17 protein-coding genes are annotated in these 24,827 nt (G+C 70.3%); 6 read left to right on the top strand and 11 right to left on the bottom strand.

From position 1 onward, the window contains the following. Positions 1-148: 148 nt before the first annotated feature. The 4 genes from AC068Z_RS34515 to AC068Z_RS34500 all read right to left on the bottom strand — a co-directional run bounded on the left by AC068Z_RS34515 (position 149) and on the right by AC068Z_RS34500 (position 4,749). The gene (locus AC068Z_RS34515) at positions 149-1,033 is read right to left on the bottom strand and encodes an aromatase/cyclase (protein WP_478564820.1); all 885 of its coding nucleotides are present in this window, start codon (positions 1,031-1,033) and stop codon (positions 149-151) included. A 26-nt stretch (positions 1,034-1,059) separates the two neighbouring features. Further along, entirely contained in the window at positions 1,060-1,905 is an 846-nt protein-coding gene (locus AC068Z_RS34510) for an SDR family NAD(P)-dependent oxidoreductase (protein WP_478564817.1), read from the bottom strand. 361 nt (positions 1,906-2,266) lie between these two features. Continuing rightward, positions 2,267-3,493: a beta-ketoacyl synthase N-terminal-like domain-containing protein gene (locus AC068Z_RS34505; RefSeq protein ID WP_478564814.1), complete on the bottom strand. Its 1,227-nt coding sequence runs from the start codon at positions 3,491-3,493 to the stop codon at positions 2,267-2,269. After that, complete coding sequence (locus AC068Z_RS34500) at positions 3,490-4,749, bottom strand: beta-ketoacyl-[acyl-carrier-protein] synthase family protein (RefSeq protein WP_478564811.1); 1,260 nt, start codon at positions 4,747-4,749, stop codon at positions 3,490-3,492. The genes AC068Z_RS34505 and AC068Z_RS34500 overlap by 4 nt, the downstream gene beginning before the upstream one ends. Before the next feature lie 228 nt (positions 4,750-4,977). On the opposite strand from AC068Z_RS34500, the gene AC068Z_RS34495 reads away from it, so the two are divergent. Genes AC068Z_RS34495 through AC068Z_RS34470 form a run of 6 tightly spaced genes read left to right on the top strand, consistent with a single transcriptional unit; the run spans position 4,978 to position 12,375 of the window. Further along, entirely contained in the window at positions 4,978-6,861 is a 1,884-nt protein-coding gene (locus AC068Z_RS34495) for a 2-oxoacid:acceptor oxidoreductase subunit alpha (protein WP_478564895.1), read from the top strand. Beyond that, on the top strand, positions 6,851-7,864 hold the full coding sequence (locus AC068Z_RS34490) for a 2-oxoacid:ferredoxin oxidoreductase subunit beta (RefSeq protein WP_478564808.1): 1,014 nt from the start codon (positions 6,851-6,853) through the stop codon (positions 7,862-7,864). The genes AC068Z_RS34495 and AC068Z_RS34490 overlap by 11 nt, the downstream gene beginning before the upstream one ends. Positions 7,865-7,899: 35 nt before the next feature. Further along, complete coding sequence (locus AC068Z_RS34485) at positions 7,900-9,216, top strand: cation:proton antiporter (RefSeq protein WP_478564805.1); 1,317 nt, start codon at positions 7,900-7,902, stop codon at positions 9,214-9,216. Positions 9,217-9,236: 20 nt separating this feature from the next. Further along, positions 9,237-10,373 carry an acyl-CoA dehydrogenase family protein gene (locus AC068Z_RS34480; RefSeq protein WP_478564892.1) on the top strand — a complete coding sequence of 379 codons (1,137 nt, stop codon included), beginning with the start codon at positions 9,237-9,239 and terminating at the stop codon, positions 10,371-10,373. Further along, positions 10,370-11,851 (top strand): amino acid adenylation domain-containing protein, encoded by a 1,482-nt coding sequence (locus AC068Z_RS34475; protein WP_478564803.1) that lies wholly within the window; start codon positions 10,370-10,372, stop codon positions 11,849-11,851. The genes AC068Z_RS34480 and AC068Z_RS34475 overlap by 4 nt, the downstream gene beginning before the upstream one ends. Continuing rightward, positions 11,851-12,375, top strand: coding sequence for a flavin reductase family protein (locus tag AC068Z_RS34470; RefSeq protein ID WP_478564800.1), 525 nt, complete (start codon positions 11,851-11,853; stop codon positions 12,373-12,375). Before AC068Z_RS34475 ends, AC068Z_RS34470 begins: the two co-directional genes overlap by 1 nt. Before the next feature lie 179 nt (positions 12,376-12,554). On the opposite strand, the gene AC068Z_RS34465 is transcribed toward AC068Z_RS34470, so the two are convergent. The 7 genes from AC068Z_RS34465 to AC068Z_RS34435 all read right to left on the bottom strand — a co-directional run bounded on the left by AC068Z_RS34465 (position 12,555) and on the right by AC068Z_RS34435 (position 24,751). Further along, the gene (locus tag AC068Z_RS34465) at positions 12,555-14,234 is read right to left on the bottom strand and encodes an NAD(P)/FAD-dependent oxidoreductase (RefSeq protein WP_478564797.1); all 1,680 of its coding nucleotides are present in this window, start codon (positions 14,232-14,234) and stop codon (positions 12,555-12,557) included. A 77-nt stretch (positions 14,235-14,311) separates the two neighbouring features. Next, positions 14,312-15,991 carry an NAD(P)/FAD-dependent oxidoreductase gene (locus tag AC068Z_RS34460; RefSeq protein WP_478564794.1) on the bottom strand — a complete coding sequence of 560 codons (1,680 nt, stop codon included), beginning with the start codon at positions 15,989-15,991 and terminating at the stop codon, positions 14,312-14,314. Positions 15,992-16,047: 56 nt separating this feature from the next. Then, positions 16,048-17,784: an NAD(P)/FAD-dependent oxidoreductase gene (locus AC068Z_RS34455; protein WP_478564791.1), complete on the bottom strand. Its 1,737-nt coding sequence runs from the start codon at positions 17,782-17,784 to the stop codon at positions 16,048-16,050. Between the two features lie 161 nt (positions 17,785-17,945). Continuing rightward, positions 17,946-19,445: an FAD-dependent monooxygenase gene (locus AC068Z_RS34450; RefSeq protein WP_478564788.1), complete on the bottom strand. Its 1,500-nt coding sequence runs from the start codon at positions 19,443-19,445 to the stop codon at positions 17,946-17,948. A gap of 119 nt (positions 19,446-19,564) precedes the next feature. Further along, positions 19,565-21,223: an NAD(P)/FAD-dependent oxidoreductase gene (locus AC068Z_RS34445; RefSeq protein WP_478564785.1), complete on the bottom strand. Its 1,659-nt coding sequence runs from the start codon at positions 21,221-21,223 to the stop codon at positions 19,565-19,567. Positions 21,224-21,245: 22 nt separating this feature from the next. Beyond that, positions 21,246-22,997 carry an NAD(P)/FAD-dependent oxidoreductase gene (locus AC068Z_RS34440; RefSeq protein WP_478564782.1) on the bottom strand — a complete coding sequence of 584 codons (1,752 nt, stop codon included), beginning with the start codon at positions 22,995-22,997 and terminating at the stop codon, positions 21,246-21,248. 245 nt (positions 22,998-23,242) lie between these two features. Next, a complete protein-coding gene (locus AC068Z_RS34435; protein WP_478564779.1) occupies positions 23,243-24,751 on the bottom strand; it encodes an MFS transporter in 1,509 nt (502 codons plus the stop codon). Positions 24,752-24,827 lie beyond the last annotated feature (76 nt).

Raw genomic sequence — 24,827 nt, 5'->3', positions numbered from 1 at the left:
GCTTAAGCGCCGGCGTCAGGTCCTGCGACGGCGCCTGGGTCAGGTACTCCGACGCCTACCTGGGCAGAGACTCACATAACAGCCTCATTCGGGCGTCGAGTCGCACTCGACAACTGCCGTACCGCGCACGGGTCTCCGGAGAAAACGCCTACGGGCGTCGCGTCTCCGCGAACTCCTTCGCGCGCCGCAGCGTCGCCCTGCTGTTGGTGCCCAGCGCGCCCCGCACCGCCTCCCGCGCCTTCGGGTCGGCCAGGATCACGCTGTGCCGGGACGCCGCGAGTGTCGTGCCGTCCGGGAGCGGGGTCAGCCGCCACTCCCCCGTGTGGGCCACCAGGACCGTCGGCGTGCGGATCTGCTTGTAGGCGATGCCGCCCACCTCGGGGCGGCACACCCGGACCGACTCGCTGGGGTGCAGCGTGCCGTCGGGGCTGCGGGTCTCCATCACCATGCGCTGGATGCCCGGGGTCTTCTCCGTGAGCTCCAGTGAGGCCACGTGCGGCAGCCGGTCCGGCCAGCGGTCGGCGGCGCACAGGAAGTCGTACACCACCCGCGGCGGTGCCGCGATGCGCAGGCTGTCCTCGAAGACGTACGGCGTCCTCGGGTGCTCGGCGGCGATCCGTACCCCGGCCAGCTCGGCCGGGCTGTTGTGGTGCAGGGAGTGCAGGACGAAGTGCTCGTCGCCGGACGCCTCGAACTCGTGGTGGAGTTCGAGGAGCGTCTCACCGCCGCCGATGTCCTTCGCCAGCCAGCATCCGCTCATCGAGGTCAGCGGCGGGGCCGGCCTCTCCTGGCGGAACTCGACGGTCAGGGCGTGCCGGTCGATGACCCGTTCCGAGGTCCAGCTGCGGATCTCGGAGCCTGCGAACGCCCAGATGCGGATGTGCTCCCGGCCCTCGGTGCGGGGCGCGCCCTCGACGTACTCGGTGTGGATGTTCGGCTCGAACATCAGCGGCCAGACCGTCACATCGGCGATGAGCGCGTGGACGGCCTGCGGAGGCGCCGCGATCCGGGTGGTGTGGACGGTGTTCGGCATGCCGGTCCCCTCGATGCGAGTGACGGTCAGTGACTTCCCAGGACGCCACAGACATTGATCGCCTGGGCCGTGATGGCCGCGGCGCTGTCGCCCACCAGGTGGCCGACCATCGCGGCGACCTCCTCCGGGGTGGCGTGACGGCCCAGCGGGATCTTGGCGTTGAGACGTGCGAGCACCTCGGTCGCGGTGGTGTCCCGGGCGTCGGCCTGGCCCTGGCGGGCCCGTTCGGCGATCGGGGTCTCCACATAGCCGGGGCACACCGCGTTCACCGTGACGCCGGTCGCGGCGAGTTCCAGGCCGAGGGCCTTGGTGAAGCCGACCACGGCGTGCTTGGAGGCGGAGTAGGGGGCGCCGAGGACGACGCCCTGCTTCCCGGCCGTGGAGGCGATGTTGACGATCCGCCCCCAGCCGCGGCCGACGGCGCCGCCCTGGCGGAGCATCTCGCGGGTGATGCGGAAGACGCTGTTGAGGTTGGTCTCGATGATGTCGGCCCACAGTTCGTCGGTGAGGTCGACGGTGATGCCGCCGCCGTTGCGGCCCGCGTTGTTGACGAGCACGTCGAGCCGGCCGTGGCAGGCGACGGCGGCCTCGACCAGCTCGCTCGCGGCCCGGAAGTCCCGTACGTCGACGGCGAGTCCGTCCGCCTTCACGCCCTTGGCGCGCAGCGCGGCGACGGTCTCGGCGACGGCGTCTGTGCCCCGGGCGCAGACGAACAGGTCGAAGTCGTCGTCGGCGAGGCGCTCGGCGACGGCCCGTCCGACGTCACTGGTCGCGCCGGTCACCAGAGCGGTACGGCCGGGCCGCTTGCGGTGCGGATCGCCGCCGCCGAGCGCACCCGCCCAGGAGCCGGGTACGGCCCGCCGGATCGTCATGTCACCACCACCGCAGTCGAGTCGGTCCCGCGCGGCCCGACGCCGCCCGGACACCGCGCCCCGGACACCGCGCGCGATCCACCGCGACCGGTCACGTCACCACCACCGCCGTCGGGTCGGTCCCATCCGCCCCGCGCGGCCCGACGCCGCCCGCACACCGCGCACGAATCGCCGCGACCGGTCATGTCACCACCACCGCCGTCGAGCCGGTTCCGGCCGGCCCGCGCAGACCGACGCCGCCCGCACACCGCGCACGAATCGCCGCGACCGGTCATGTCACCACCACCGCCGTCGAGCCGGTTCCGGCCGGCCCGCGCGGACCGATGCCGCCCGGACTGCGCGTACGGCCCGCGGCGGGCGGTCATTTCACCACCACCGCGGCCGAGTTGAAGCCGCCGTGGCCGCGGGCCAGCACCAGCGCGGCGCGCAGTTCGACCGGGCGGGGGTCGCCGGTGACCAGGTCGAGGTGCCAGCCGTCCTTGGGCCGGTCCACGTGCACCGCCGGGGGCAGCACCCCGTCGCGCAGCGCGAGCAGCGCCGCCACCAGGTCGAGGGTGGAGCCGCCGGCGCCGATCCGTCCGGTCATCGTCTTGGGCACGGCGACCGGGACGCCGTACGGCCCGAACAGCTCCCCGATCACCTGAGCCTCGGCCTCGTCCAGGGCGGGCACCCCGGAGGCGTCGGCGAAGACGACGTCGATGTCGTCGGCGGTCAGCCCCGCGTCCTCCAGGGCGAGCCGCGCCGCCCGCCCGAGGTTGCCGGGACCGGTCGGCGGATCGAAGGCGGCGGCGTACCCGGCGACCTCGCCGAGCACCTGCGCGCCCCGCTCCTCGGCGGCCGAGCGTTCCTCCAGTACGACGTAGGCGGCGCCCTCGCCGGGGACGTAACCGGAGGCCTCGGAGTGGAAGGGCAGATAGGCGCGGGCCGGCCTGCTGTGCGGGCTGACCTGGCCGGTGGCGAGGTGGCCCGCCCAGCCCAGCGGGCACAGGCCCGCGTCGGAGCCGCCCGCGAGCAGCACCCGGGTGTCCTCGCCGAGCCGCCGCCGGGCCTGGCCGACCGCGTCGAGGCCCCCGCACTGTTCGGTGACGAGGGTGCCGCTGGCGCCGCGCATGCCGTGCCGGATGGAGACCTGTCCGGTGCAGGCGGCGTAGAACCAGGCGAAGGACTGGTAGGCGCTGACGCTGTCGCTGCCGGTGCGCCACAGGGCGCTCATCTCGTGCTGCCCGAACTCGTAGCCGCCCGCCGAGCTGGCCGTGAAGACTCCGGTGCCGTACCCCTCCAGGGTGGCGGGGTCGACGTCGGCGTCGTCCAGGGCCTCGGCCGCGGCGGCCAGCGCCAGCCGGGTGAAGCGGGCAGTCTGCGGCAACAGCCTGCTGGGCACGTACTGTTCGGCGACGAACGAGGCGACCTCACCGGCGACCGGGGTGCGGTTCACGGGCGCGTCGCGGGCCGGGCGCAGGGCGCTGACCCCGCGCAGGGTCGCCTCCCACCAGGTGCGGGCGCCGACGCCGTTGGGGGCGACGACACCGAGTCCGGTGACGGCCGCCCGCACCCGGGCGGGTGGGGCGGCTGCGGGGCCGGGGGTCACTCGGGCTTCCTCAGGACGAGGGCGCTCTGCAGGCCCCCGAAGCCACTGCCCACGCTCAGTACCGTGTTGAGGGGCTGAGACCGGGCGGTCAAGGGTACGTAGTCGAGATCGCATTCCGGGTCCGGGGTGTGAAGGTTCGCGGTCGGCGGGACGGCGCCGTGCTCCAGGGCCAGGGCGCAGGCGGCCGCCTCCAGGGAGCCGATGGCGCCCAGCGAGTGGCCGATCATCGACTTGATGGAGCTGACCGGCACGTCGTAGGCGTGGGTGCCCAGGGCGGTCTTCAGCGCGTTGGTCTCGTGGACGTCGTTCTGCCGGGTCCCGGAGCCGTGCGCGTTGACGTAGTCGATGGCGTCGACGGGCAGCCGGGCCTCGTCGAGGGCGGCGCCGACGGCGGCGGCGAGTTCGGTGCCGTCGGGGCGCAGCCCGGTCATGTGGTAGGCGTTGCCGCGGGTGGCGAACCCGGCGATCTCGGCGTAGACATGGGCGCCGCGGCGGCGGGCGTGCTCCTTCTCCTCCAGGACGAGGATGGCGCCGCCCTCGCCGAGCACGAACCCGTCGCGGGTGAGGTCGAAGGGCCGGCAGGCCTCGGCCGGGTCGTCGCCCTCGTAGGGGGTGGTGGCCTTGATGGCGTCGAAGGAGGCCGCGGTGATGGCGCAGACGGGCGCCTCGGCCGCACCGGCCAGCATCACGTCGGCGGATCCCTCGGCGATGATCCCGGCGGCGTGGCCGAGCGCGTCGAGCCCCGAGGTGCAGCCGGTGGAGACCAGGGCGACCGGGCCCTGGGCGGCGACGGTCCAGGCGACCTCGCGGGCGAGCGCGCTGGGCACCATGTAGTCGTACAACTGCGGTACGGCATAAGTGGTGTCGGTGCGCCAGTCCCGGCCCTCGTCGCTGAGCAGCGGGTAGGCCTCGTCCAGGCTGGTGGCCGCGCCGACCGCGCTGCCGATGCTGACACCGGTGCGCAGCGGGTCGAGGCCGCCGAGCGCGAGGCCGCTGTCGGCGACCGCCTCCCAGGCGCTGACCACGGCGAACTGCGCCGAGCGGTCCATGCGGTGGACCTCCCGGACGCCGAGTCCCGCGGCCGTGGGGTCGAAGTCGACCTCGGCGGCCACGCGGGAGCGGTAGGTGGAGGCGTCGAAGAAGGTGATGTGGCGGGTCGCGGCCCGGCCGCCGGTGAGCAGCGCCCAGTAGTCCTTGGTGCCGATGCCACCGGGGGCGACCACACCCAGCCCTGTGATCACTGCGCGTCGGGTCATGCGGGGATGGTCGGGGCGCTCGCTCAAGCTGCGGTGGAGGGGCGTTGGGGCCGCTCGGGGGCGGTCCGGCCGGGCGTCCCGGACTGGCCGAGGTGCGTCGGTCGACACATCCTCACCGGTGCACCGCTTCTTGACCACCTCTCAAGCCCGCCTACCCAAACTGCAACCGCCGTGGGCACCCCCCGAGAGAGAGGTAGAGGCTCGGTGACTGCAGTTCCTCACCCCAGCATCCATCCACCGGCGGCCTCGGACGCCCCCTCGCGGACCGAGCAACTGTCCCGCGTGGTCATCCGTTTCGCGGGCGACTCCGGCGACGGCATGCAGCTGACGGGTGACCGGTTCACGTCGGAGACGGCCTCGTTCGGCAACGACGTGGCGACCCTGCCGAACTTCCCGGCCGAGATCCGGGCGCCCGCGGGCTCCCTGGGCGGTGTCTCCTCCTTCCAGCTCCACTTCGCGGACTACGACATCCTCACCCCCGGCGACGCCGTGGACGTGCTGGTGGCGATGAACCCCGCGGCGCTGAGGACCAACCTGGCGGACCTCCGCCCCGGTGGCGAACTCCTCGTCAACAGCGACGAGTTCGACGCCCGCGCGCTGGCGAAGGCGGGCTACGACAGCTCCCCACTGGACGACGACACGCTTCAGGGGTACCGGCTGCACCCGGTACCCCTGACCAGCCTCACCGTGGAGGCGCTGAAGGAGTTCGGGCTGTCCCGCAAGGAGGCCCAGCGCGCGAAGAACATGTTCGCGCTCGGTCTGCTGTCCTGGATGTACCACCGGCCCACCGAGGGCACGGAGAAGTTCCTGAAGGCGAAGTTCGCCAAGAAGCCCCAGATCGCGGCGGCCAACATCGCCGCGTTCAAGGCGGGCTGGAACTTCGGTGAGACGACGGAGGACTTCGCGGTCTCCTACGAGATCGCCCCGGCCGCCGACACCTTCCGGTCCGGCACCTACCGCAACATCTCCGGCAACCTCGCCCTGTCCTACGGTCTGCTCACCGCCGCTCAGCAGGCGGATCTGCCGCTGTTCCTGGGCTCGTACCCGATCACCCCGGCCTCCGACATCCTGCACGAGCTGAGCAAGCACAAGAACTTCGGGGTGCGCACCTTCCAGGCCGAGGACGAGATCGCGGCGGCCGGCGCGGCGCTCGGCGCGGCGTTCGGCGGTTCGCTGGCGGTGACCTCGAACTCGGGGCCCGGGATGGCGCTGAAGAGCGAGACCATCGGACTTGCCGTGGCGCTCGAACTCCCGCTGGTCATCGTGGACATCCAGCGCGGCGGACCGTCGACCGGGCTGCCCACCAAGACCGAGCAGGCCGACCTGCTGCAGACGATGTACGGCCGCAACGGCGAGGCCCCGGTGCCGATCGTCGCCCCCTGTACGCCCGCGGACTGTTTCGACGCGGCGCTGGAGGCGGTCCGGATCGCGCTCACCTACCGCACCCCGGTCTATCTGCTCTCCGACGGCTACCTGGCCAACGGCGCCGAGCCGTGGCGGATCCCGGAGCCGCACGAACTGCCCGACCTGCGGGTGCACTTCGCCGACGGCCCGAACCACACGCTGGAGGACGGCACCGAGGTCTTCTGGCCGTACAAGCGGGACCCGCTCACGCTGGCCCGCCCGTGGGCGATCCCCGGCACGCCGGGGCTCGAGCACCGGGTCGGCGGCATCGAGAAGCAGGACGGCACCGGCAACATCTCCTACGACCCGGCCAACCACGACTACATGGTCCGCACCCGGCAGCGGAAGATCGACGGCGTCTGGGTGCCGGACGTCGAGGTCGACGACCCGCACGGGGCGAACACGCTGGTGCTGGGCTGGGGTTCGACCTACGGGCCGATCACCGCGGCGGTGCGCCGGCTGCGCCGGGCCGGGGAGCCGATCGCCCAGGCGCACCTGCGCCATGTCAGCCCCTTCCCGCGCAATCTCGGCGAGGTCCTCGGCCGCTACGAGCGGGTCGTGGTGCCCGAGATGAACCTCGGCCAGCTCGCGTCCCTGCTGCGCGCCCGCTACCTCGTCGACGTGATCAGCCACACCCAGGTGAGCGGCATGCCGTTCAAGGCCGAGCAACTCGCCGCGGTTCTGAAGGAGGAGATCCATGCGGCTTGAACTGCTCGCCCGTGACTTCAAGTCCGACCAGGAGGTGCGCTGGTGCCCGGGCTGCGGTGACTACGCGATCCTCTCGGCCGTGCAGGGCTTCATGCCCGAGCTGGGCGTGGCGCGGGAGAACATCGTCTTCATCTCCGGGATCGGCTGCTCCTCGCGGTTCCCGTACTACATGAACACGTACGGCATGCACTCGATCCACGGCCGTGCTCCGGCGATCGCCACCGGCCTCGCCGTGACCCGGCCCGACCTGAGCGTATGGGTGGTCACCGGCGACGGCGACGCGCTGTCGATCGGCGGCAACCACCTCATCCACGCCCTGCGCCGGAACGTCAACCTCAAGATCCTGCTGTTCAACAACCGGATCTACGGCCTGACCAAGGGCCAGTACAGCCCCACGTCGGAGCTCGGGAAGATCACCAAGTCGACGCCGATGGGCTCGCTGGACGCGCCCTTCAACCCGGTGTCGCTGGCGATCGGCGCGGAGGCGTCCTTCGTGGCGCGGACCGTCGACTCCGACCGCAAGCACCTCACCGAGGTGCTGCGCGCCGCGCACCGGCATCCGGGCACCGCGCTGGTGGAGATCTACCAGAACTGCAACATCTTCAACGACGGCGCCTTCGAGGTCCTCAAGGACAAGCAGCAGGCGCAGGAGTCGGTGATCCGCCTGGCGCACGGGCAGCCGATCCGCTTCGGGGCGGACGGCGCCAAGGGAGTCGTACGGGATCCGGCCACCGGCGATCTGGAGGTGGTCGACGTGACCGCGGACAACGAGGACCGGATCCTCGTCCACGACGCGCACTCGGCCTCCCCCACGACCGCCTTCGCGCTGTCCCGGCTGGCCGATCCGCAGACCCTGCACCACACGCCGATCGGCGTCTTCAGGGACGTCGAACGACCCGTCTACGACACGACGATGGCCGACCAGCTGGACGCCGCCATCGAGCGATACGGCAAGGGCGACCTCGCGGCCGTCCTCGCCGGCAGCGACACCTGGAGCCGCTGATCCGTGCCCGCTTCACCCGTAGTTAAGGAGACCCAGTGAGCTCAGTCGCTGCCGCAAACTCCGAGGCGCTGACCACCACAGTCATCGGCGGCGTCGCGCTGACCCTCTTGGTGGGTGTCGCGTTCGCTGTCGGTGCCCGCCGCCTCCGCCAGCCGGCCGTCGTCGGCGAGATCACCGCGGGCATCTGCCTGGGCCCGAGTCTGCTCGGTCTGCTGCCGGGGGACCTGCCGGACAAGTTCTTCCCGGCCGAGGCGCGGGCCCATCTGGGCACCGCCGCCCAGGTGGGCCTCATCCTCTTCATGTTCGTGGTCGGCTGGGAGTTCGACGGCACGAGCTTCAGCGGCCGCCGCCGGTCCACCGGCATCATCTGGCTGAGCTCGATCGCCTGCCCGCTCGCCCTCGGCATGGGCCTCGCCGCGCTGATCCACGGCACCTACGGGACGGTGAACGGCAAAGAGATCGGGATGTTCGAGTTCACGCTCTATCTCGGCGTGGCGATGTCCATCACGGCCTTCCCGGTGCTCGCCCGGATCGTCGCCGACCAGGGCCTGCAGTTCAGCCGGCCCGGGGCGCTCGCCCTGGCGCTGGCCGCCGCCGACGACGTCCTCGCCTGGTGCATGCTCGCCCTGGTCGTGGCGCTGGTGACGGCCACCGGCACGGGCGCGTTCGTCACGATGCTGCTCTGGTCGCTGGTGTACGTCGCCGGCATGCTGTGGGTCGTCAAGCCGCTGCTGCAGAAGCTCAGCGACAGGATGCCGAACTCGGCCACGGCCTACGTCATGGTCGTCGCCGCCACCGGTGCCTTCGGGTCGGCCTGGCTGACCTCCGAGATCGGTATCCACGCCATCTTCGGCGCCTTCTTCTTCGGCCTGGTGATGCCCCGCGACCGCCGGGTGCTGCAGGCCGCGTTCGGGCCGATGGAGAACACCGGCCGGCTGCTGCTGCCGCTGTTCTTCGTCGTGACCGGTCTGTCCGTCGACCTCACCACCATCACCGCGGGCGGTCTGCTCGTGATGCTGGCCATCGTCGCGGTCGCCTGCCTCGGCAAGCTCGGCGGGGTGGCCATCCCGGCCCGGCTGACCGGGATGAGCTGGCGGGACGCCACCACGCTGGGCCTGCTGATGAACACCCGCGGTCTGACCGAGCTGGTGATCCTCAACGTCGGTCTGCAGCTGGGTCTGCTCAGTGTCGAACTGTTCAGCGCCATGGTCGTCATGGCCCTGTTCACCACCGCGATGGCGGCGCCGCTGCTGTCCTGGCTGCTGGCCAAGCCCAACGAGCGCGCCCACGAGGAGCTGCTGAAGTCCCGGCCCGCGATCAAGCAGGACTCCGTGCTCACCTCCCCAAAGTGACTGAAAGGCAGGCACGCACCATGGACTTCGCCTGGACCGAGGAACAGAGGCAGGCGTACGACCGCACCCTGGCCGCCGTCCGCGAGGTGTTCCCCGCGAGCGACGGCACGGCCGAGTACTACGACCGCGGCGACTGGAAGCAGCTCGGCAAGCTCGGCCTGCTGGGCCTTTCGGTGCCGGCCGAGTACGGCGGCGGCGGGCTCGGCGCGCTGGACACCGCACGGCAGGTGGAGGCCCTCGGGCGCGGCTGCGACCGCACCGGTCTGGTCTTCGGCGCCTCGGCGCACCTGTTCGCCTGCGCCATGCCGATCGTCGACTTCGGCAGCCCGGCGCTGAAGTCCCGGGTGCTGCCGGGGATGTGCACCGGCGAGCTGATCGCGGGCAACGCGATGACGGAGGACGAGGCGGGCTCGGACGTCTCCCGGCTCGCCACGGTCGCCGAGCGCACCGACGGCGGCTGGATCCTCAACGGCGAGAAGAGCTTCGTCACCAACGGCCCGGCCTCGGACGTCTTCACGACGTACGCGACCACGGATCCCAAGGCAGGCTATCTGGGCGTCACCGGCTTCGTGGTGGAGCGGTCCGCCCCCGGTCTGACGGTCGGCGAGCCCTTCGAGAAGATGGGCATGGCCCATGTCCCGGCCGGCCGGCTGACGTTCGACAACTGCTTCGTGCCGGACGACCAGATCCTCGGCGAGGAGGGCCAGGGCGGCTTCATCTTCCAGCACTCGATGGGCTGGGAGCGGTGCTGTCTGTTCGCCGGGTTCCTCGGGCTCGCCGACCATCTGATGGACCGGGCCGTCGAGCACGCCCGCACCCGTAAGCAGGGAGGTCGCCGGATCTCCCGCCACCAGGCGGTCTCGCACCGGATCGCGGACATGAAGCTGCGCACCGAGAGTGCCCGGCTGCTGCTGTACCGCGCCGCCTGGGAGATGGACCGGGGCGGCCCGGCCACCCTGTGGATCGCCCTGTCCAAGCTGGCCGTGTCCGAGGGCGTGGTGAGCACGGCACTGGACGCCATCCGGCTCTTCGGCGGCCGTGGCTACCAGCGCGCCGAGGGCATCGAGGCCGCCCTCAGGGACGCGGTGCCCTCCGTCATCTTCTCCGGCACATCGGACATCCAGCGCGACATCATCTCCAGGGAGCTGGGACTATGAGCACCAACGTCAGCCTGCACCGCCTGCTGTACGACTCCGCCCGGCGCAACCCGTACGCCGTGGCGGTGCACGGGGCCGACGGCCCCATCGACTACCGCAAGCTCGACCGCCTCGCGGACCGGTACGCCGAGGCCCTGCGGAACAGCGGGGTGGGCATCGGCGACCGGGTGATCATCTGGAGCCACAAGAGCGTCGACGCCATCGCCGTGATGCAGGCCGCGCTGCGCATCGGCGCCCTGTACGTGCCGGTCACCGGCTCCAACCCGCCCGCCCGGGTGGCCCGGATCGCGGCCGGCTGCGAGCCGAAGCTGGTCGTGGCCGACGCGGGCGGCGTGGAGCGGGCCAGGGCCGCCGAGTTCGACGCGGCGCCGCTGGCCGGCTTCGAGGAGCTGCTCGGCCGGGCCGAGGAGGGCGCGCGTCCGACGCACTTCAAGAACGAGCCGGACGACCCGGCCTACATCCTGTACACCTCGGGCTCCACGGGTGAGCCCAAGGGCGTGATGATCAGCCACCGCAACGCGCTGGCCTTCATCGACTGGGCGGTCGAGGAGCTGCAGCTCACGGTCTCCGACCGGCTGTCGAACCACGCGCCGTTCAACTTCGACCTCTCGGTCTTCGACCTGTACGCCGCCTTCTCCGCCGGCGCCTCGGTGCACCTGGTGCCCGAGGAACTCGCCTACGCCCCGCTGCAGTTGGCCGAGTTCATGCGCCAGCGGCTGATCACCGTCTGGTACTCGGTGCCGTCGGCGATCAGCCTGATGATGCGCGAGGGCGGGCTGCTGGACGGGCCTCCCCCGTCGGCGCTGCGGGTCTGTCTCTTCGCCGGCGAGCCGTTCGCCATCCACCACGTCCAGGAGCTGCGCAAGAGCTGGCCCGGGATCCGGCTGCTCAACTGGTACGGCCCGACCGAGACCAACGTGTGCACCTCCTACGAGGTCACCGAGGCCGACCTGGAGCGGGAGACCCCGCTGCCGATCGGCACGGCCTGCTCCGGGGACACCATCACGCTGGACGGCCCCGAGGGCGGTGAGGGCGAGGTCGTCGTCACCGGTCCCACGGTGATGCTGGGCTACTGGGGGCGCGGCCCCCAGGAGGGCCCGTACCGCACCGGCGACATCGCCCGCCTCGACGCCGACGGGAACCTCGAGTACGTCGGACGCCGCGACCACATGGTGAAGGTCCGCGGCAACCGGATCGAGCTGGGCGAGATCGAGGCGGCCATCGGCACCCTCGAGTCCGTCGCCGAGGTGACGGTCCTGGTGATCGGCACCGGTCTCACGTCCCAACTGCACGCGGTCGTCGTCCCCTCGCCGGGGCAGCGGCCCTCCCTGCTCGCCATCAAACGCCGTTGTGCGGAAAGGTTGCCCACGTATATGAACATCGACCGTTTGCACATCGCCGAGGATCTGCCTCGCACGCCGAACGGCAAGCTGCACCGCGCCGCGCTCGTCACGGCCGTAGAGGCGGGTGAGCTGTGATGACCACCGCCATGCCGATGCCCACGCTGGGCTCGTCCGTCGACATCCAGCTGTTCCGTACCGTGATGGCCTCGCTGGCCAGCGGGGTCTCCATCGTGACCACGCTGGACAAGGAGGACGAGCCGCGCGGACTGACCTGCTCCGCGGTGTGCAGTGTCTCCGTGGACCCGCCGCTGCTGCTGGCGAGCGTCAGCAACCGCAGCGGCACCCTGCGCGCGGTGCTGGACCGGGCCCAGTTCTCGGTCAACATCCTCGGCTCGCAGGGCCAGATGGCCTCGCAGCTGTTCGCCTCCGGCGCGACCGACAAGTTCGAGCGGGTCCGCTGGACCCCGGGTCCGGCGACCGGGACGCCGCTGCTGGCGGTCACGGTGGGCCACGCGGAGTGCGAGCTGCACGACGCGGTGGAGGCCGGCGACCACACGCTCCTGATAGGCCGGGTGGTGGGCGGCGGCACGGCCGAGGACCGCTTCCCGCTCACCTACTGGCGCGGTGCCTACGCCCGGCTGCTCCCCAACGCGAAGTAACGCCCGAGCCCGGCCTCCCCTTCCGGCCCGCCACCCGACCCGGTGGCGGGCCTCGGGCTTTTTTTGGGGGGCACGCTCGGGCTTCTCATGCAATGGGGGCATCGTGGATCGCCCCCCACATGCCAACACGCCGCCCCCCTTGTGAGGGGGCGGCGTGGTGGGTGAGGAGGTCGGCCGGGTCAGCGGGATGCCGCCGAGGTGACCGAGGTGACGTTGTCGCGGGTCAGCAGGCGGCGGAAGTCGGCGGGGGCCGAGGTCTTGACCCACCAGAGCATCTTCAGCCGCTTGGGGAGGGTGAAGTGGTAGACCTTGGCCTCCGGGTCGCCGAAGGCGTACAGCGGCGGGATGAACTTCTCCCGGCGCAGCTCGGCGAAGATGCCGTCGGCCGCCGGCACCGCGGACAGCTCCCCCGCGCCGACCCGCTCGATGGTCCGCAGCGAGCGGTCGATGACCCCGCGCAGGCCCTCGGGCACGTTGAACCAGATGCCGCCCAGCTCGAACCGCTCCACCGGCGACCAGTCCCGGCCGGCGGAGGACTCGCAGTCCAGCCGGGCCCGCTTCAGCGAGAGGTCCGCCAGGATCTGCCAGAGCAGCCAGACCCGGGAGTAGGCGTTCCAGAGCTGGAACTCCCCCGCGGCGATGCGCGCGCAGCGCAGCCAGCGGTCGTTGAAGGCGTTCAGGTCGTCCTGGAAGGCCGCCACCCGGGCGAACGGCGCCGGGGAGAAGTCCTCCCGGCGCACCGCCGGGACCAGGGCACTCGCCAGCGCGTGGACCACTTCGGTGGCCATCGTGACGTCCCGGGACAGGAACAGGTCGTTGCGGGCCGCCGTCCGCTCCAGTGCGAACCAGCGGTCCCCGTAGGTCTGCGACGCCGTCCGCTGCCACAGCGGCGCGTTGATCCACGGCCGGACCGCGGTCGCCGAGGCGAAGGTCTTGTCCAGGTCGGGGAAGCGCTCGACGACCGTGCGGAAGGCCTTCTCGGGGTCGTCCGGGAGGTGCTCCCAGCGCTCCGGGTCGAGGCTGAGCGTGACTCCGGTGGCCGGGTTGCCGCCGTGGGCGTGGTTGTCGAAGCGGACCAGCTGGATCCAGCCGCCGTCGAAGAGATGGTGGACGGTGCCCTCGGACCAGGCGGTGGCGCGCGGGTAGTCCCCGGTGGGCCGCACCTCCTCGAAGGGCGTCACGCCGGTCATGTGCGTGGCGATGACCCGGGAGCGCAGGCCGAGCCGCGGCTCGGGGTCGTCGCCGCCGTTCTTCGCCACCAGGAAGGAGCCGGGGCCGCTGACGTCGACCAGGTAACGGGCCTTCCAGACATGCCCGTCGGTGGTCTCGACGCGTGCCCCGTCCGCCTCGGTCCAGGCGTCCGTCGCGTGCACCCCGTGCGAGAGCACCGCGGCGCCGTAGCGATGCGCGATGCGCTGCGTGTACGCGTCGACGCTGCGCCGCTCCAGGTGCCACTCGGCGTGCTCGCCGGGCACGTTGAACTGGACGCTCTCCTCGGGGCTCTGCGGCCGGCCGGGCCGGTGGTAGAGGAAGCCGAGGCTCTTCTTGATGCCGCTGTCCCGGCGCACCTCCGCCGGCAGGTCCGGGAACAGCCCGAAGGCGGCGATCTCCGGGATGTCGAAGCGCTTGGCCAGCAGCAGGAACACCTCGGCGGTGTACGGCACGGTGGTCTCGCCGGAGGGCTCGCTGCGGTCCTCGGCACTCGGCACCACAAGTACCCGTACCCCCTGGCGGGCCAGCACGGCGGCGAGCAGGCCGCCGGCCATGGTGCCGCCCAGGACGACGACGTCGTACTTCTCCCGGGGGTCCGCGGGAGGAGCCGGGCGGTCTCCGGGCGGGGTGGTTCGGTTGATCTTCATGGGTTCAACTCCCCTCGGTTCTCTCCCTGGACGCGCGGGGGCGCCGGCCCCACCGGGACCGGCGCCGTACGCGCGGTTCAGAAGATGCGCTTGCCGCGCAGCTTCGCCTTGATGGCCTCGCGCCCGTTGCCGGTCATCATCCGCTTGACGACCGGGTCGGCCTCGGTGTGCAGCCAGCGCGCGGTCTTCAGCAGCGTCTTCGGTCCGGGGATCATGAAGCGCAGGTCGCGCTCGGCGAAGCCGAAGTTCTTCGGCACGAAGTTCACGGTCTCGAGCTGCTCGTAGACCGTGTCGGCCGCGTCGCGCGCGGTGGTCCGGCCTGCCTCGTAGTCGAGGACCTTGTCGACCATCAGGTCGTACAGGCCCTTGTAGCCCTCGTGGTCCGGCCAGTACAGGCCGAGGTACGGGGCCTTCTCCAGGTCCTTGAAGTGCTGCTCGTTGCCGTCCTTGAAGTACTTGAACAGGCCCTCGGAGAGCCGGTAGGTGCCCGCGTTGGCGCCCCAGGCCCACATCCGGTAGACGGCCGTCCACAGGTCGTAGTCGCTCCAGGAGATGAAGGAGGCGTTGACCAGGGAGTCGTTGTAGTCGAACAGGCCCTGCTGCATCTTGTCGACGTAGTCGAAGCGCTCGCGGGAGAAGTTGTCGTCCTTGACGGCCTCCAGCAGCCGCCAGGTGAGGCTGTTGATGGCCTCGGCGGTGTTGGACAGACCGCGCGAGTAGAGCGGGTCGATGAACCCGGCCGCGTGCGACAGCAGGAACCAGCGGTCGCCGGCGCACTGCCGGGAGGAGTACTGGAGCCGGTCGGTGGAGATCCAGTTGCGCACGGCGCGCGCGCCCTCGTACTGGCGGGCGATGTCCGGGAAGCGCGACGCGTAGGCGTGGAACTCCTCCTCCGGCGTCATGTCCGCGGACTTGGGGTACTTGCGCGGGTCGAGGGTGAGGCCGACGCTGCACAGCGGGTTGCGCGACCACTCGTGGTTGTCGAAGCCGATCACCCAGAACCAGCCGCGCTCGAACATGTGGTGCACGGTGCCCTGGTACCAGGGCGAGGGCGGGGTGTCCTCGGGGCCGCGGTGCGTGAACAGGTCGTCGGTGGGCCGGACGTTGGTCATGTGGTTCCACATGGACCGGGAGTGGTGGCTGAACCGGCAGGGGTCCTCGCGCAGGTTGAACTTCTCCGCGAGCGGCGAGCGGAAGCCACTGGCGTCCACCACGTACCGGGCGCGGTACTGCTCGCCCTCGGCGGTGCTCAGGGTGACGCCCCGGTCGTCGAAGTCGACGTCGGCGACCCGGAAGTTCTGCCGCGCGGTGGCGCCGTACTTCAGGGCCACGTGGTACATGTACGAGTCGGTGTCCTGCCGGAACAGGTGGCTCGCCTCGTGCAGCAGACCGGGGGTGCCGAACTGGTTGACTTCCTTGGGGTCCTGGTCCTGGCCCTCGTGGTGCAGCAGGAAGCTGAAGTGCTTCTTCACACCGAACTTGGGGCCGAGCACCTTGGTGCTGTTGGTGAAGGTGGCCAGCGTCTTGATCTCCGGCACGTCGTAGCGCTCGGAGATGGTGCGCAGACACACCAGGGTGTACGGGATCGTCGACTCGCCGATCGCGAAGCGGGGGTGGGCTCCGGCGTCCAGGAGCAGGACCTTGACGCCGTTGCGGGCCAGGACGGCGGCGAGCATGGAGCCGGCGATACCGGACCCCAGGATGGCCACGTCGTACACCGGCGCCGGTCCGCTGACCAGGGCGGGACTGTCGGACACGGGGAACTCCTCTGGCTTGTCGGGCTGCTGTGGTTCGGGAACCGGTTCGGGTGCGGTCACTCGGGCTCGGGCACCCGGAAGGCCCGCCCGATCACCGGCCAGCCCGCGGCCATGTGCTTGAACTCCTCGGCGAGCTGGAACTCGTCGCGGTCGAAGCGCTTCTTCATGAAGAGCGTGAGCCCTTCCCAGGTCAGATCGCCGATCTCCTTGGGTGCCTTGGTCCGCGACCAGCGCAGCGTCTTCGCCAGCTTGATCGGGTTCACCTCGGTCCAGTGGACGTCGGGGTCGTTCAGGCCGAACACGGGCGGGATGAAGTCGGCCTTGCCGAGCAGCTCCATGATGTGGTCGGCGGCTTCCCGGTCCCCGCGGCGGCCGTTCTGGACGTCCTGGATCGCCTCGCTCATCGCCTTGAGCAGCTCACGGGCCGGCGCGTAGTCGGGGATGGCCCCGTTGGGCGCCTGGCGCTCGAGCCGGTCCAGGACCTTCGGGTCGTGGTTCTCCAGGAAGCGGGCGTAGGCCCGGTTGATCTCGAAGGTGGCGAGCGCCTGGCTGAGCACCCAGGAGCGGTAGTAGGCGTTCCAGAGGAACCAGCTCTTGGTGCCGGTGTAGGCGTTGGCGACCAGGTCGTCGTTGAAGTCGAGCAGACCCTGCTCGAGCTCCTGGACGTACTCGAACCGCTCGACGGCGAAGTCGTCGTCCTTGATGGCGTCCAGCAGCCGCCAGGTCAGAGCGTGGATGATCTCCATGGTGTTGGACAGACCGCGGGAGAACAGCGCGTCCACGAAACCGGCGGCGTGCGAGGTCAGGCACCAGCGGTAGCCGACCGTCTGCTTCGAGGAGTACTGGAGCCGGTCGGTGCGCACCCAGTCCCGGACGGAGATGGCGTCCTTGAACTGCGGGGCGATGTCGGGGTACTTGGCGATGAAGTTGCGGAACTCCTCCTCGGGGGAGCAGTCCGGCGTGGGGTGGATCCGCGGGTCGAGGTTGAGGCCCACGCTGCACAGCGGGTTGGTGGCGCGCGGGTGGTTGTTGAAGGGGATGACCCACATCCAGCCACCCTCGAACATGTGGTGGAGGGTGCCCTCGCTCCACGGGCTCGGGTTCTTGTGGCTGCCCTTGGGGACCGTCTGCTCCCACGGCTTCACGTTGATCATGTGCGTGAACAGTGAGCGCGAGTGGTGGCGCAGCCGGCTGGGCTCCTCACGGAGGCTGAACTTCTCGGCCAGCGGGGAGCGGTGACCGCTCGCGTCCACGACGAACTTCACCCGGACCGGGTCGCCGTGCGTCGGTATGACGGTGACGCCGTCGTCGTCGAACTCGGCGTCCACGATCTTCGTCTGCTGGCGCACGTCGGCGCCGTACTTGATGGCGACGGCCAGCATCCAGGCGTCGACGTCCTGGCGGAAGAAGTGGTTCTCCGTGTGGGTGATCTTCGGGATCGGGAACATGCTGGTTTCCAGCGGGTTCTGCCGGGCGCCCTCACGGTGGTAGAGGAAGCCGAAGTTGCGCTTCACTCCACAGTTGGTGGAGATCTTCGACTGCACGGACTCGAAGGTGGTGAGCCACTTGATCTCGGGCACGCCGTAGCGCTCGCTGACCAGCCGCATCAGCATCGAGGTGTACGGAATCGTGGACTCGCCGATGGCGAACCGGGGGTGCGTTCCCGCGTCGAGGACGAGCACCTTGGCCCCGTTGCGGGCGAGACAGGCGGCCAGCGTGGTACCCGCCAGACCCGACCCCAGGATGGCCACGTCGTACTGCGGCGACGTGGCGTGCTTCGAGCGAGTCGGCATGAGCCTCTCCTTGGTCGATCCGGGCATCCGTTTCGGCCAAGCTAGGGCCACCGACTCAAGCCCCACTCAGCCGCCGCTCAGGGCCGCCGCGCGTTCTGCGCGGCGGCACCACGGGCGGGACGGACGGTTCAGTTGTGGTCTTGCTACGGCGGCGAACCGGCTCAGTTCTGGATCCAGCGGAGGTAGGCGTTGGTCAGTTCGAACCGGGCGCGGTGCCGCGAGCCCGCCCACGCGCAGTAGCCGTCGGGGCGGATCAGGACGACCTCGGGCTTGCGCCAGGGTCCGGAGTCCGCGACGAGCCGGCCGCCGACGCGGACGAGGCCCGCGTCCGTCTCCGGCACCGACGGCAGCAGCGGGGCGCCGTCGCCGCGGTCGACCAGGACGAAGCCGCCCTGGCGCTGCACCTCGTGCAGGCGCAGGCGGCGGCCGCTCCCTGCGATCTCCAGATCGGGGACCCGGGTACCGGTGAGGGGTGACGCCCCGACGCCCGCGGCCATCGACGGGTAGCTCGTGGCGATGCCCGACAGATGTCCGACCGCGGTGCGGTGGGTGACGGGGACCCGGCTGGCCACGGTCATCACGACCTTGCGGGCGACCCGCGCGGGCAGCTGGTCGGAGGTCATCATGCGGGTGGCGATGTCCGTCACCTTGATCACGCCCTGGGAGACCCGGCGCCGCTCCAGCGCGAAGGTGTCGAGCAGGTCCTCGGCGGCCCGCCCGTTGACCACGGCGCCCAGCTTCCAGCCGAGGTTCATGGCGTCCTGGATACCGAGGTTGAGGCCCTGTCCGCCGAGCGGGGAGTGGACGTGCGCGGCGTCACCGGCGATGATCATGCGCCCCTTGCGGTAGAACGAGGCCTGCCGTTCCTGGATATGGAACCGCGAGGTCCACAGCGGCTCGCTGGGCCGCATGTTCCTGCCGAACAGCTTGGCCAGCGTCTGGTCGACCTCGGAGAGCGTGACGGGATCGTCCGACCAGGGCTTGTCCCGGTCGATCACGCCCATGCGGTACCAGCCGTTGCCGAAGTCGGTCGCCACCACCAGGCCGGCCCGGCCGACGCGGATCAGCAGCTGGTCGTCGAGCGGGGTGCCCAGCTTCACGTCGGCCACGATGATCGTGTACGGGTAGGTCGCACCGGTGAACTCGGCCCCCATGGCCTCCCGCACCCGGCTGCGCGAGCCGTCGCAGCCGACCACCCAGGAGGCGCTCTCCTCCCAGACCCTGCCGTCCTGCTCCAGGGTGCAGCGGACGACGGGACCCTCCTGACGGCAGCCGGTGACCATGACCCCGCGGTCCACCGTCACCCCGAGCCCCGAGGCGCGCTTCTCCAGGATTTCCTCGGTCTCTCCCTGCGGAATGATGGTCAGCTGGCCGTAGTCGGTGGCGAGGCGGCCCATGTCGAACAGGGACCCGCCGAGCGAGACCCGTACCCGCGGGATGGGGTTGGCGCGGGCCAGCACCTCGTCGGCGAGGCCACGCATGTTGAGGACCTCCATGGTCCGTCCGTGCAGTCCGAGCGCCCGGGACTCCCGGGTGCGGTCCTCGCGCCGCTCGACGACGCGGCAGCGCACCCCGGCCATGGCGAGTTCGCCCGCCAGCATCAGCCCGGTGGGGCCCGCGCCCGCGATGATCACGTCGTACGCGGCGGTCTTGTCGTTCACTACGTTGGCCTCTCTCTGCGGTCCCCGCGGCGGGCCCCTCGGCTCCGCTCGACCGTCGCGCGAGCGCTGACTCGCATGATCCGATCGCTTCCGGAGTCGAACGGGCCCGCAGGAGGTGCTCAGAAGATTCGTTTGCCTTTCACAAAGTGCTTGATCGCCTCGACCGAGGTACCGACCATGTACGGCCGCATGTCCGCGGGCGCCCTGGTGCGCGACCAGAGCAGCATCTTGCGCAGCCGTGCCGGGCTCGGGTCGATGAACCTGACGTCACGCCGCGCGATCCCCAGGGACGGCGGGACCCAGTCGGCCGTGCGCAGCTTGTCGAAGAGCCGGTCGGCCGCGTCCTGGGAGCGCATCTCGCCGGCCTCGACGGCCTCGCAGTAGTCGGCCATCTCGTCGAAGATCTCGCGGTACTCGGGCTTGTCCGGCCACCACAGACCGGGGCTCGGCACGTCCTCCAGGCCCCGCCAGATGTCCGGGTCGTGCTGCCTGCGCGCCTTGAGGTCCTCGTGGATGACGCGGAAGGCGCCGGGCAGGGAGCCGTAGCTCCAGATCCGGAAGACCGCGTTCCACAGGTCGTAGTCGGAGAAGCTGATGAACGCCGAGTTGACCAGCCGGTCGTTGAAGTGGAGCAGGTTCTGTTCGAGCTGCTCGACGTAGGCGAACTGGGCCGGGTCGAAGTCGTCGTGCTTCAGCGCCCGGATCAGCCGCCAGGCGAGCACGTTGAGGATCTCGGCCGTGTTGGACAGACCGCGCGAGAACAGTGGGTCGACGAACCCGGCCGCGTGCGGCAGCAGCACCCAGCGCTCTCCGACGACCTGCTTCGAGGAGTACTGCAGGCGCCCGGTACCGATCCACGGACGGACGCTGCGCGCCCTGGCCAACTGCCGCTTGACCAGCGGGAACCGGTCGACGTGGTGCCAGAACTCCTCCTCGGCCGTCATGTCGCTGGGCTTGGGGTAGCGACGCGGGTCGAGCTGGAGGCCGACGCTGCACAGCGGGTTGGTGCTCTTCGGGTGGTTGTCGAACGGGATGATCCAGAACCAGCCCCGCTCGAACATGTGGTGCATCGTGCCCTCGTGCCAGGGCCGCGGGGGCACGTCGTCGGGGCCCATGCGGACGTGGTCGTCGACCCGGTCCACGTTGATCATGTGGGTGAAGATCGAGCGGGCGTGGTGCTTGAGCCTGGTCGGCTCGTCCCGCAGGCCCAACTGCTCCGCGAGCGGGGAGCGGAAGCCGCTGCCGTCGACCACGAAGCGGGCGCGGTGGGTGGTGCCGTCGACGCCGATGACGGTGACGCCGGCGGCGTCGAAGTCGACCTTCTCCACCCGGTGGTTCTGCAGCGCGGTGCAGCCGTACTTCAGCGCCACGTGGAACAGGTACTGGTCGATGTCCTGGCGGAAGTAGTGGCTGGCCAGGTGGAGGACCTTCGGCAGCCGGAACTGGTTGATCTCCCGGGGGTCGGGCTCCTGGCCGTCACGGTGGATCATGAAGCCGAAGTGCCGCTTCAGGCCGGAGGAGGTGCTGATGTACTCGTTGCACTCCTCCAGGCTGCCGAGGTGACCGATCTCCGGCACGCCGTAGCGGTGGGCGAGCATCCTGAGGTGGACAAGGGTGTAGCCGACGGTCGACTCACCGATCGCGAAACGCGGGTGTGATCCGGCGTCCAGGAGCAGGACCTTGTTTCCGGCCTTGGCGAGGATCGCGCCGAGGACGGAGCCGGCTAAGCCGGTGCCGAGGATCACCACGTCGTAGGTGTCGCTCTTCTGGTGCTTCATCTCACTCCCCGTGTGGGTGACCTCAGCTCGCGCTGGCGGAACGGCGCTTGATGACCTGTCCGATGACGGGCCAGTACGCCGCGATGTGCTTCAGCTCCTCGGTGACCTTGAACTCCTCCTTGTCGAACCGTTTGCGCAGGAACAGCGTGAGACCGTCGTAGACCAGGTCGCCGATCTCGTCCGGAGCGTCCTTCTTCGCCCAGCGCAGCGTCTGCAGCACCTTGAGCGTCGAGGCGTCCGTCCAGTGGTTGTCGGGATCGGCCAGGCCGAAGGCGGGCGGCACGAAGTCGGTCGCGCGCAGTTGCGCGAGGATCTCCTCCGATACCTCCCTGGGGTCCGCCTCGCCCTTCTGGACCGCCTGCACGAGCGTGCTGACGTTCTTCAGCAGCTGGCGGACCGGGGCGTAGTCGGGGATCGCGCCGTCGGGGGCCTGACGCTCGAGGCGGGCGAGACCGGCCGGGTCCCGACTGTCGAGGTAGGTGGCGTAGGCGCGGTTGATCTCGAAGGTGGCGAGGATCTGGCCGAGCGACCACACCCTGAACCACGCGTTCCACAGGAACCAGTTGCCGAACGACGTGTAGGCGTTGGCCACCAGGTCGTCGTTGAAGTCGAGCAGCCCCTGCTCCAGCTCCTGGACGTAGGAGAACCGCTCCTCGGAGAAGTCGTCGTCCTTGATGGCGTCCAGCAGCCGCCAGCCCAGGGCGTGGATGATCTCCATGGTGTTGGACAGACCGCGGGAGAACAGCGCGTCCACGAAACCGGCGGCGTGCGAGGTCAGGCACCAGCGGTAGCCGACCGTCTGCTTCGAGGAGTACTGGAGGCGGCCGGTGCGCACCCAGTCCCGGGTGGCGACCGCGCCCTCGAACTGCGGGGCGATGTCGGGGTACTTGGCGATGAAGTCGCGGAACTCCTCCTCGGGGGAGCAGTCCGGCTGCGGGTGGATCCGCGGGTCGAGGTTGAGGCCCACGCTGCACAACGGGCTGGAGTGCAGGGGGTGGTTGTCGAAGGGGATGACCCACATCCAGCCGCCCTCGAAGAGGTGGTGGAGGGTGCCCTCGCTCCACGGGCTGGGGTTCTGGTGCGCGCCCTTCGGCTGGGTGTCCTCGTACGGCTTGACGCCGATCATGTGGGTGAACAGCGAGCGCGACTGGTGGCGCAGCCGGCTGGGCTCCTCCCGCAGACCGAACTTCTGCGCCAGCGGGGAGCGGTGGCCGCTCGCGTCGACGACGAACTTGACGCGCACCGGGTCGCCCTGGTCCGGGATGACCGTGACCCCGCCGTCGTCGATGTCGACGTCGACGATCCTCGTCTGCTGCCGGATCTCGGCGCCGTACTTCACGGCGACGTTCAGCATCCAGGCGTCGGTGTCCTGGCGGAAGAAGTGGTTCTCGGTGTGGGTGATCTTCGGGATCGGGAACATGCTGGTTTCCAGCGGGTTCTGCCGGGCGCCCTCGCGGTGGTAGAGGAAGCCGAAATTGCGCTTCACACCGCAGTTGGTGGAGATCTTCGACTGGACGGCCTCGAAGGTCGTCAGCCACTTGATCTCCGGGACCTGATACCGCTCGCTGACCAGCCGCATCATCATCGAGGTGTACGGGATGGTGGACTCGCCGATGGCGAACCGGGGGTGCAGGCCCGCGTCGAGGACGAGCACCTTGGCTCCGCCCCGGGCGAGACAGGCGGCCAGCGTGGTGCCGGCCAGGCCGGATCCCAGGATGGCCACGTCGTACTGCGGTGATGTCGGGCTGTGTGGACGGAGGCCGTCGGTCGACATGAGCCTCTCCTTGGTCGAATTCAGCCGTGGGGCTTCGGATCCGGCCAAGTTAGAAGCAACTCCTCAAAGACGACTTTTATTTGGGTCATGTTCACCATTAATGCATGCAACTGCATTTAGGCCGCAAATCGCCCACAAGCCGAACGGCCGGCCTCCCCAAGGGGAAGCCGGCCGTCACCCGCCCCGCACGACAGCGGCCGGCTTCCCCCGAGAGGGAAGCCGGCCGCCTGGCCCGCGAGTTGTCTTCAGCCCATGTGTGCCACCGGGGAGCTGGTCTCCCCCGGCCGCGGCTTGGGCGTGTTCATCATCGCGGCGATGACCAGCGCACCACACGCCATGATGGCGCCGGCCCAGGTGAACGCCGTGGTGAACCCTTCGGTCATCGCCTCCTGCACGACGGCCGGGTTCTTGGCCTGGGCGCCGCGATCCGCGAGGAACTCCGCCGCCGCGTCCGCGGCCAGCGTGCTGAGCAGCGCCGTACCGATCGAACCACCGATCTGCTGGGCGGTGTTGACCGTGCCGGAGGCCACACCGGCGTGCTCGTCGGCGATCCGGTAGGTCGCGTAGTTCATCGCGGTCGCGATCACCAGACCCATACCCGCGCCCTGGACGTACAGGGCGGGCGCGACCATCGTCCAGTAGGACGAGCCCGGGTCCAGCGCGGCGAGCCAGAACAGCGCACAGGCCGCGATGATCATGCCGGGCACCACGAGGGCGCGCGGCGGGGCCTTGGGGATCAGCTTGGTGGACACACCGCCGGCGAACATGCCGACGCCGAGCGGCAGCGGCAGGAAGGCCAGACCGGTCTCCACCGGCGAGTACCCCTTGACAAGCTGGAGGTAGAAGGTCAGGAAGAACAGCGCGCCGAGCATGGCGATCATCGCGACGCCCACCGCGAGGTAGGAGCTGCCGCGCGTGCGGTCGCTGATCACACTGAGCGGCAGCAGCGGATGCGAGGAACGGGCCTCGACCGCGACGAACGCCAGCAGCAGGACGGCGCCCGCGGCGAACAGGCCCAGCACCAGGCCGGAGTCCCAGCCCTCGGACTCGGCCTCGCTGCACGCGTACACGATGGCGACAAGGCCGGTGGTCACGAGCAGCACGCCGGGGATGTCGAACCGGGCGCGCACCGCGGCCCGCTGCTCCGGGCCGAGGTACAGCACACCGAACGCGGCGATGACGGCGATCGGCGCGTTCACGTACATGCACCAGGTCCAGTCCATGTACTCGGTGAGGAAACCACCGAGCAGCAGACCGATGACGGCGCCGGAGGCGACGATGCCGCCGAAGATGCTGAACGCCTTGGCGCGTTCCCGCTGGTCGGTGAAGTTCACCGAGATCAGCGACAGCGCGGTGGGGGCGAGCAGGGCACCGAAGACACCCTGGAGCGCACGCGCGGTGAGCAGCATCTCGATGTTCGGGGCCGCGCCGCCCAGGCAGGAGGCGACGGCGAAGCCGGCCAGGGCGATCAGGAAGGCCCGCTTGCGGCCGGTGTAGTCGGCGATCCGGCCGCCGAGCAGCAGGAGGCTGCCGAAGGCAAGGGTGTACGAGGTGACGACCCACTGCCGGTTCTCATTGGAGAAGCCGAGGTCGGCCTGCATCTCCGGCAGCGCGATGTTCACGATCGTGATGTCGAGAACCACCATCAGCTGGGCCAGGCAGATGAAGACGAGGGCCGTCCAGCGCTTGGGGTTCGCTAACGGGGCCGCTCCGACGGCGGTACCGCCGGGGACCCGGTCTTCGGATGTGGTCATGGGGGGAGATGCCTTTCTCCGTCGTGTTCCGGGCCCCTCAGACGAGGGGCCGCGGAGTGTGCTCGGCCGGGCGGGT

It is taken from the genome of Streptomyces sp. NPDC043726, from assembly GCF_056436565.1.
The sequence above is the reverse complement of the archived record's forward strand: the minus strand, read 5'-3'. Positions and strand labels throughout refer to the sequence as shown.

Excerpts from the sequence above, each read along its gene's own strand:
- AC068Z_RS34515 (WP_478564820.1), bottom strand. The coding sequence starts at position 1,033 with ATGCCGAACACCGTCCACACCACCCGGATCGCGGCGCCTCCGCAGGCC.
- AC068Z_RS34510 (WP_478564817.1), bottom strand. The coding sequence starts at position 1,905 with ATGACGATCCGGCGGGCCGTACCCGGCTCCTGGGCGGGTGCGCTCGGC.
- AC068Z_RS34500 (WP_478564811.1), bottom strand. The coding sequence starts at position 4,749 with ATGACCCGACGCGCAGTGATCACAGGGCTGGGTGTGGTCGCCCCCGGT.
- AC068Z_RS34490 (WP_478564808.1), top strand. The coding sequence starts at position 6,851 with ATGCGGCTTGAACTGCTCGCCCGTGACTTCAAGTCCGACCAGGAGGTG.
- AC068Z_RS34480 (WP_478564892.1), top strand. The coding sequence starts at position 9,237 with ATGGACTTCGCCTGGACCGAGGAACAGAGGCAGGCGTACGACCGCACC.
- AC068Z_RS34475 (WP_478564803.1), top strand. The coding sequence starts at position 10,370 with ATGAGCACCAACGTCAGCCTGCACCGCCTGCTGTACGACTCCGCCCGG.
- AC068Z_RS34470 (WP_478564800.1), top strand. The coding sequence starts at position 11,851 with ATGACCACCGCCATGCCGATGCCCACGCTGGGCTCGTCCGTCGACATC.
- AC068Z_RS34465 (WP_478564797.1), bottom strand. The coding sequence starts at position 14,234 with ATGAAGATCAACCGAACCACCCCGCCCGGAGACCGCCCGGCTCCTCCC.
- AC068Z_RS34455 (WP_478564791.1), bottom strand. The coding sequence starts at position 17,784 with ATGCCGACTCGCTCGAAGCACGCCACGTCGCCGCAGTACGACGTGGCC.
- AC068Z_RS34445 (WP_478564785.1), bottom strand. The coding sequence starts at position 21,223 with ATGAAGCACCAGAAGAGCGACACCTACGACGTGGTGATCCTCGGCACC.
- AC068Z_RS34440 (WP_478564782.1), bottom strand. The coding sequence starts at position 22,997 with ATGTCGACCGACGGCCTCCGTCCACACAGCCCGACATCACCGCAGTAC.
- AC068Z_RS34435 (WP_478564779.1), bottom strand. The coding sequence starts at position 24,751 with ATGACCACATCCGAAGACCGGGTCCCCGGCGGTACCGCCGTCGGAGCG.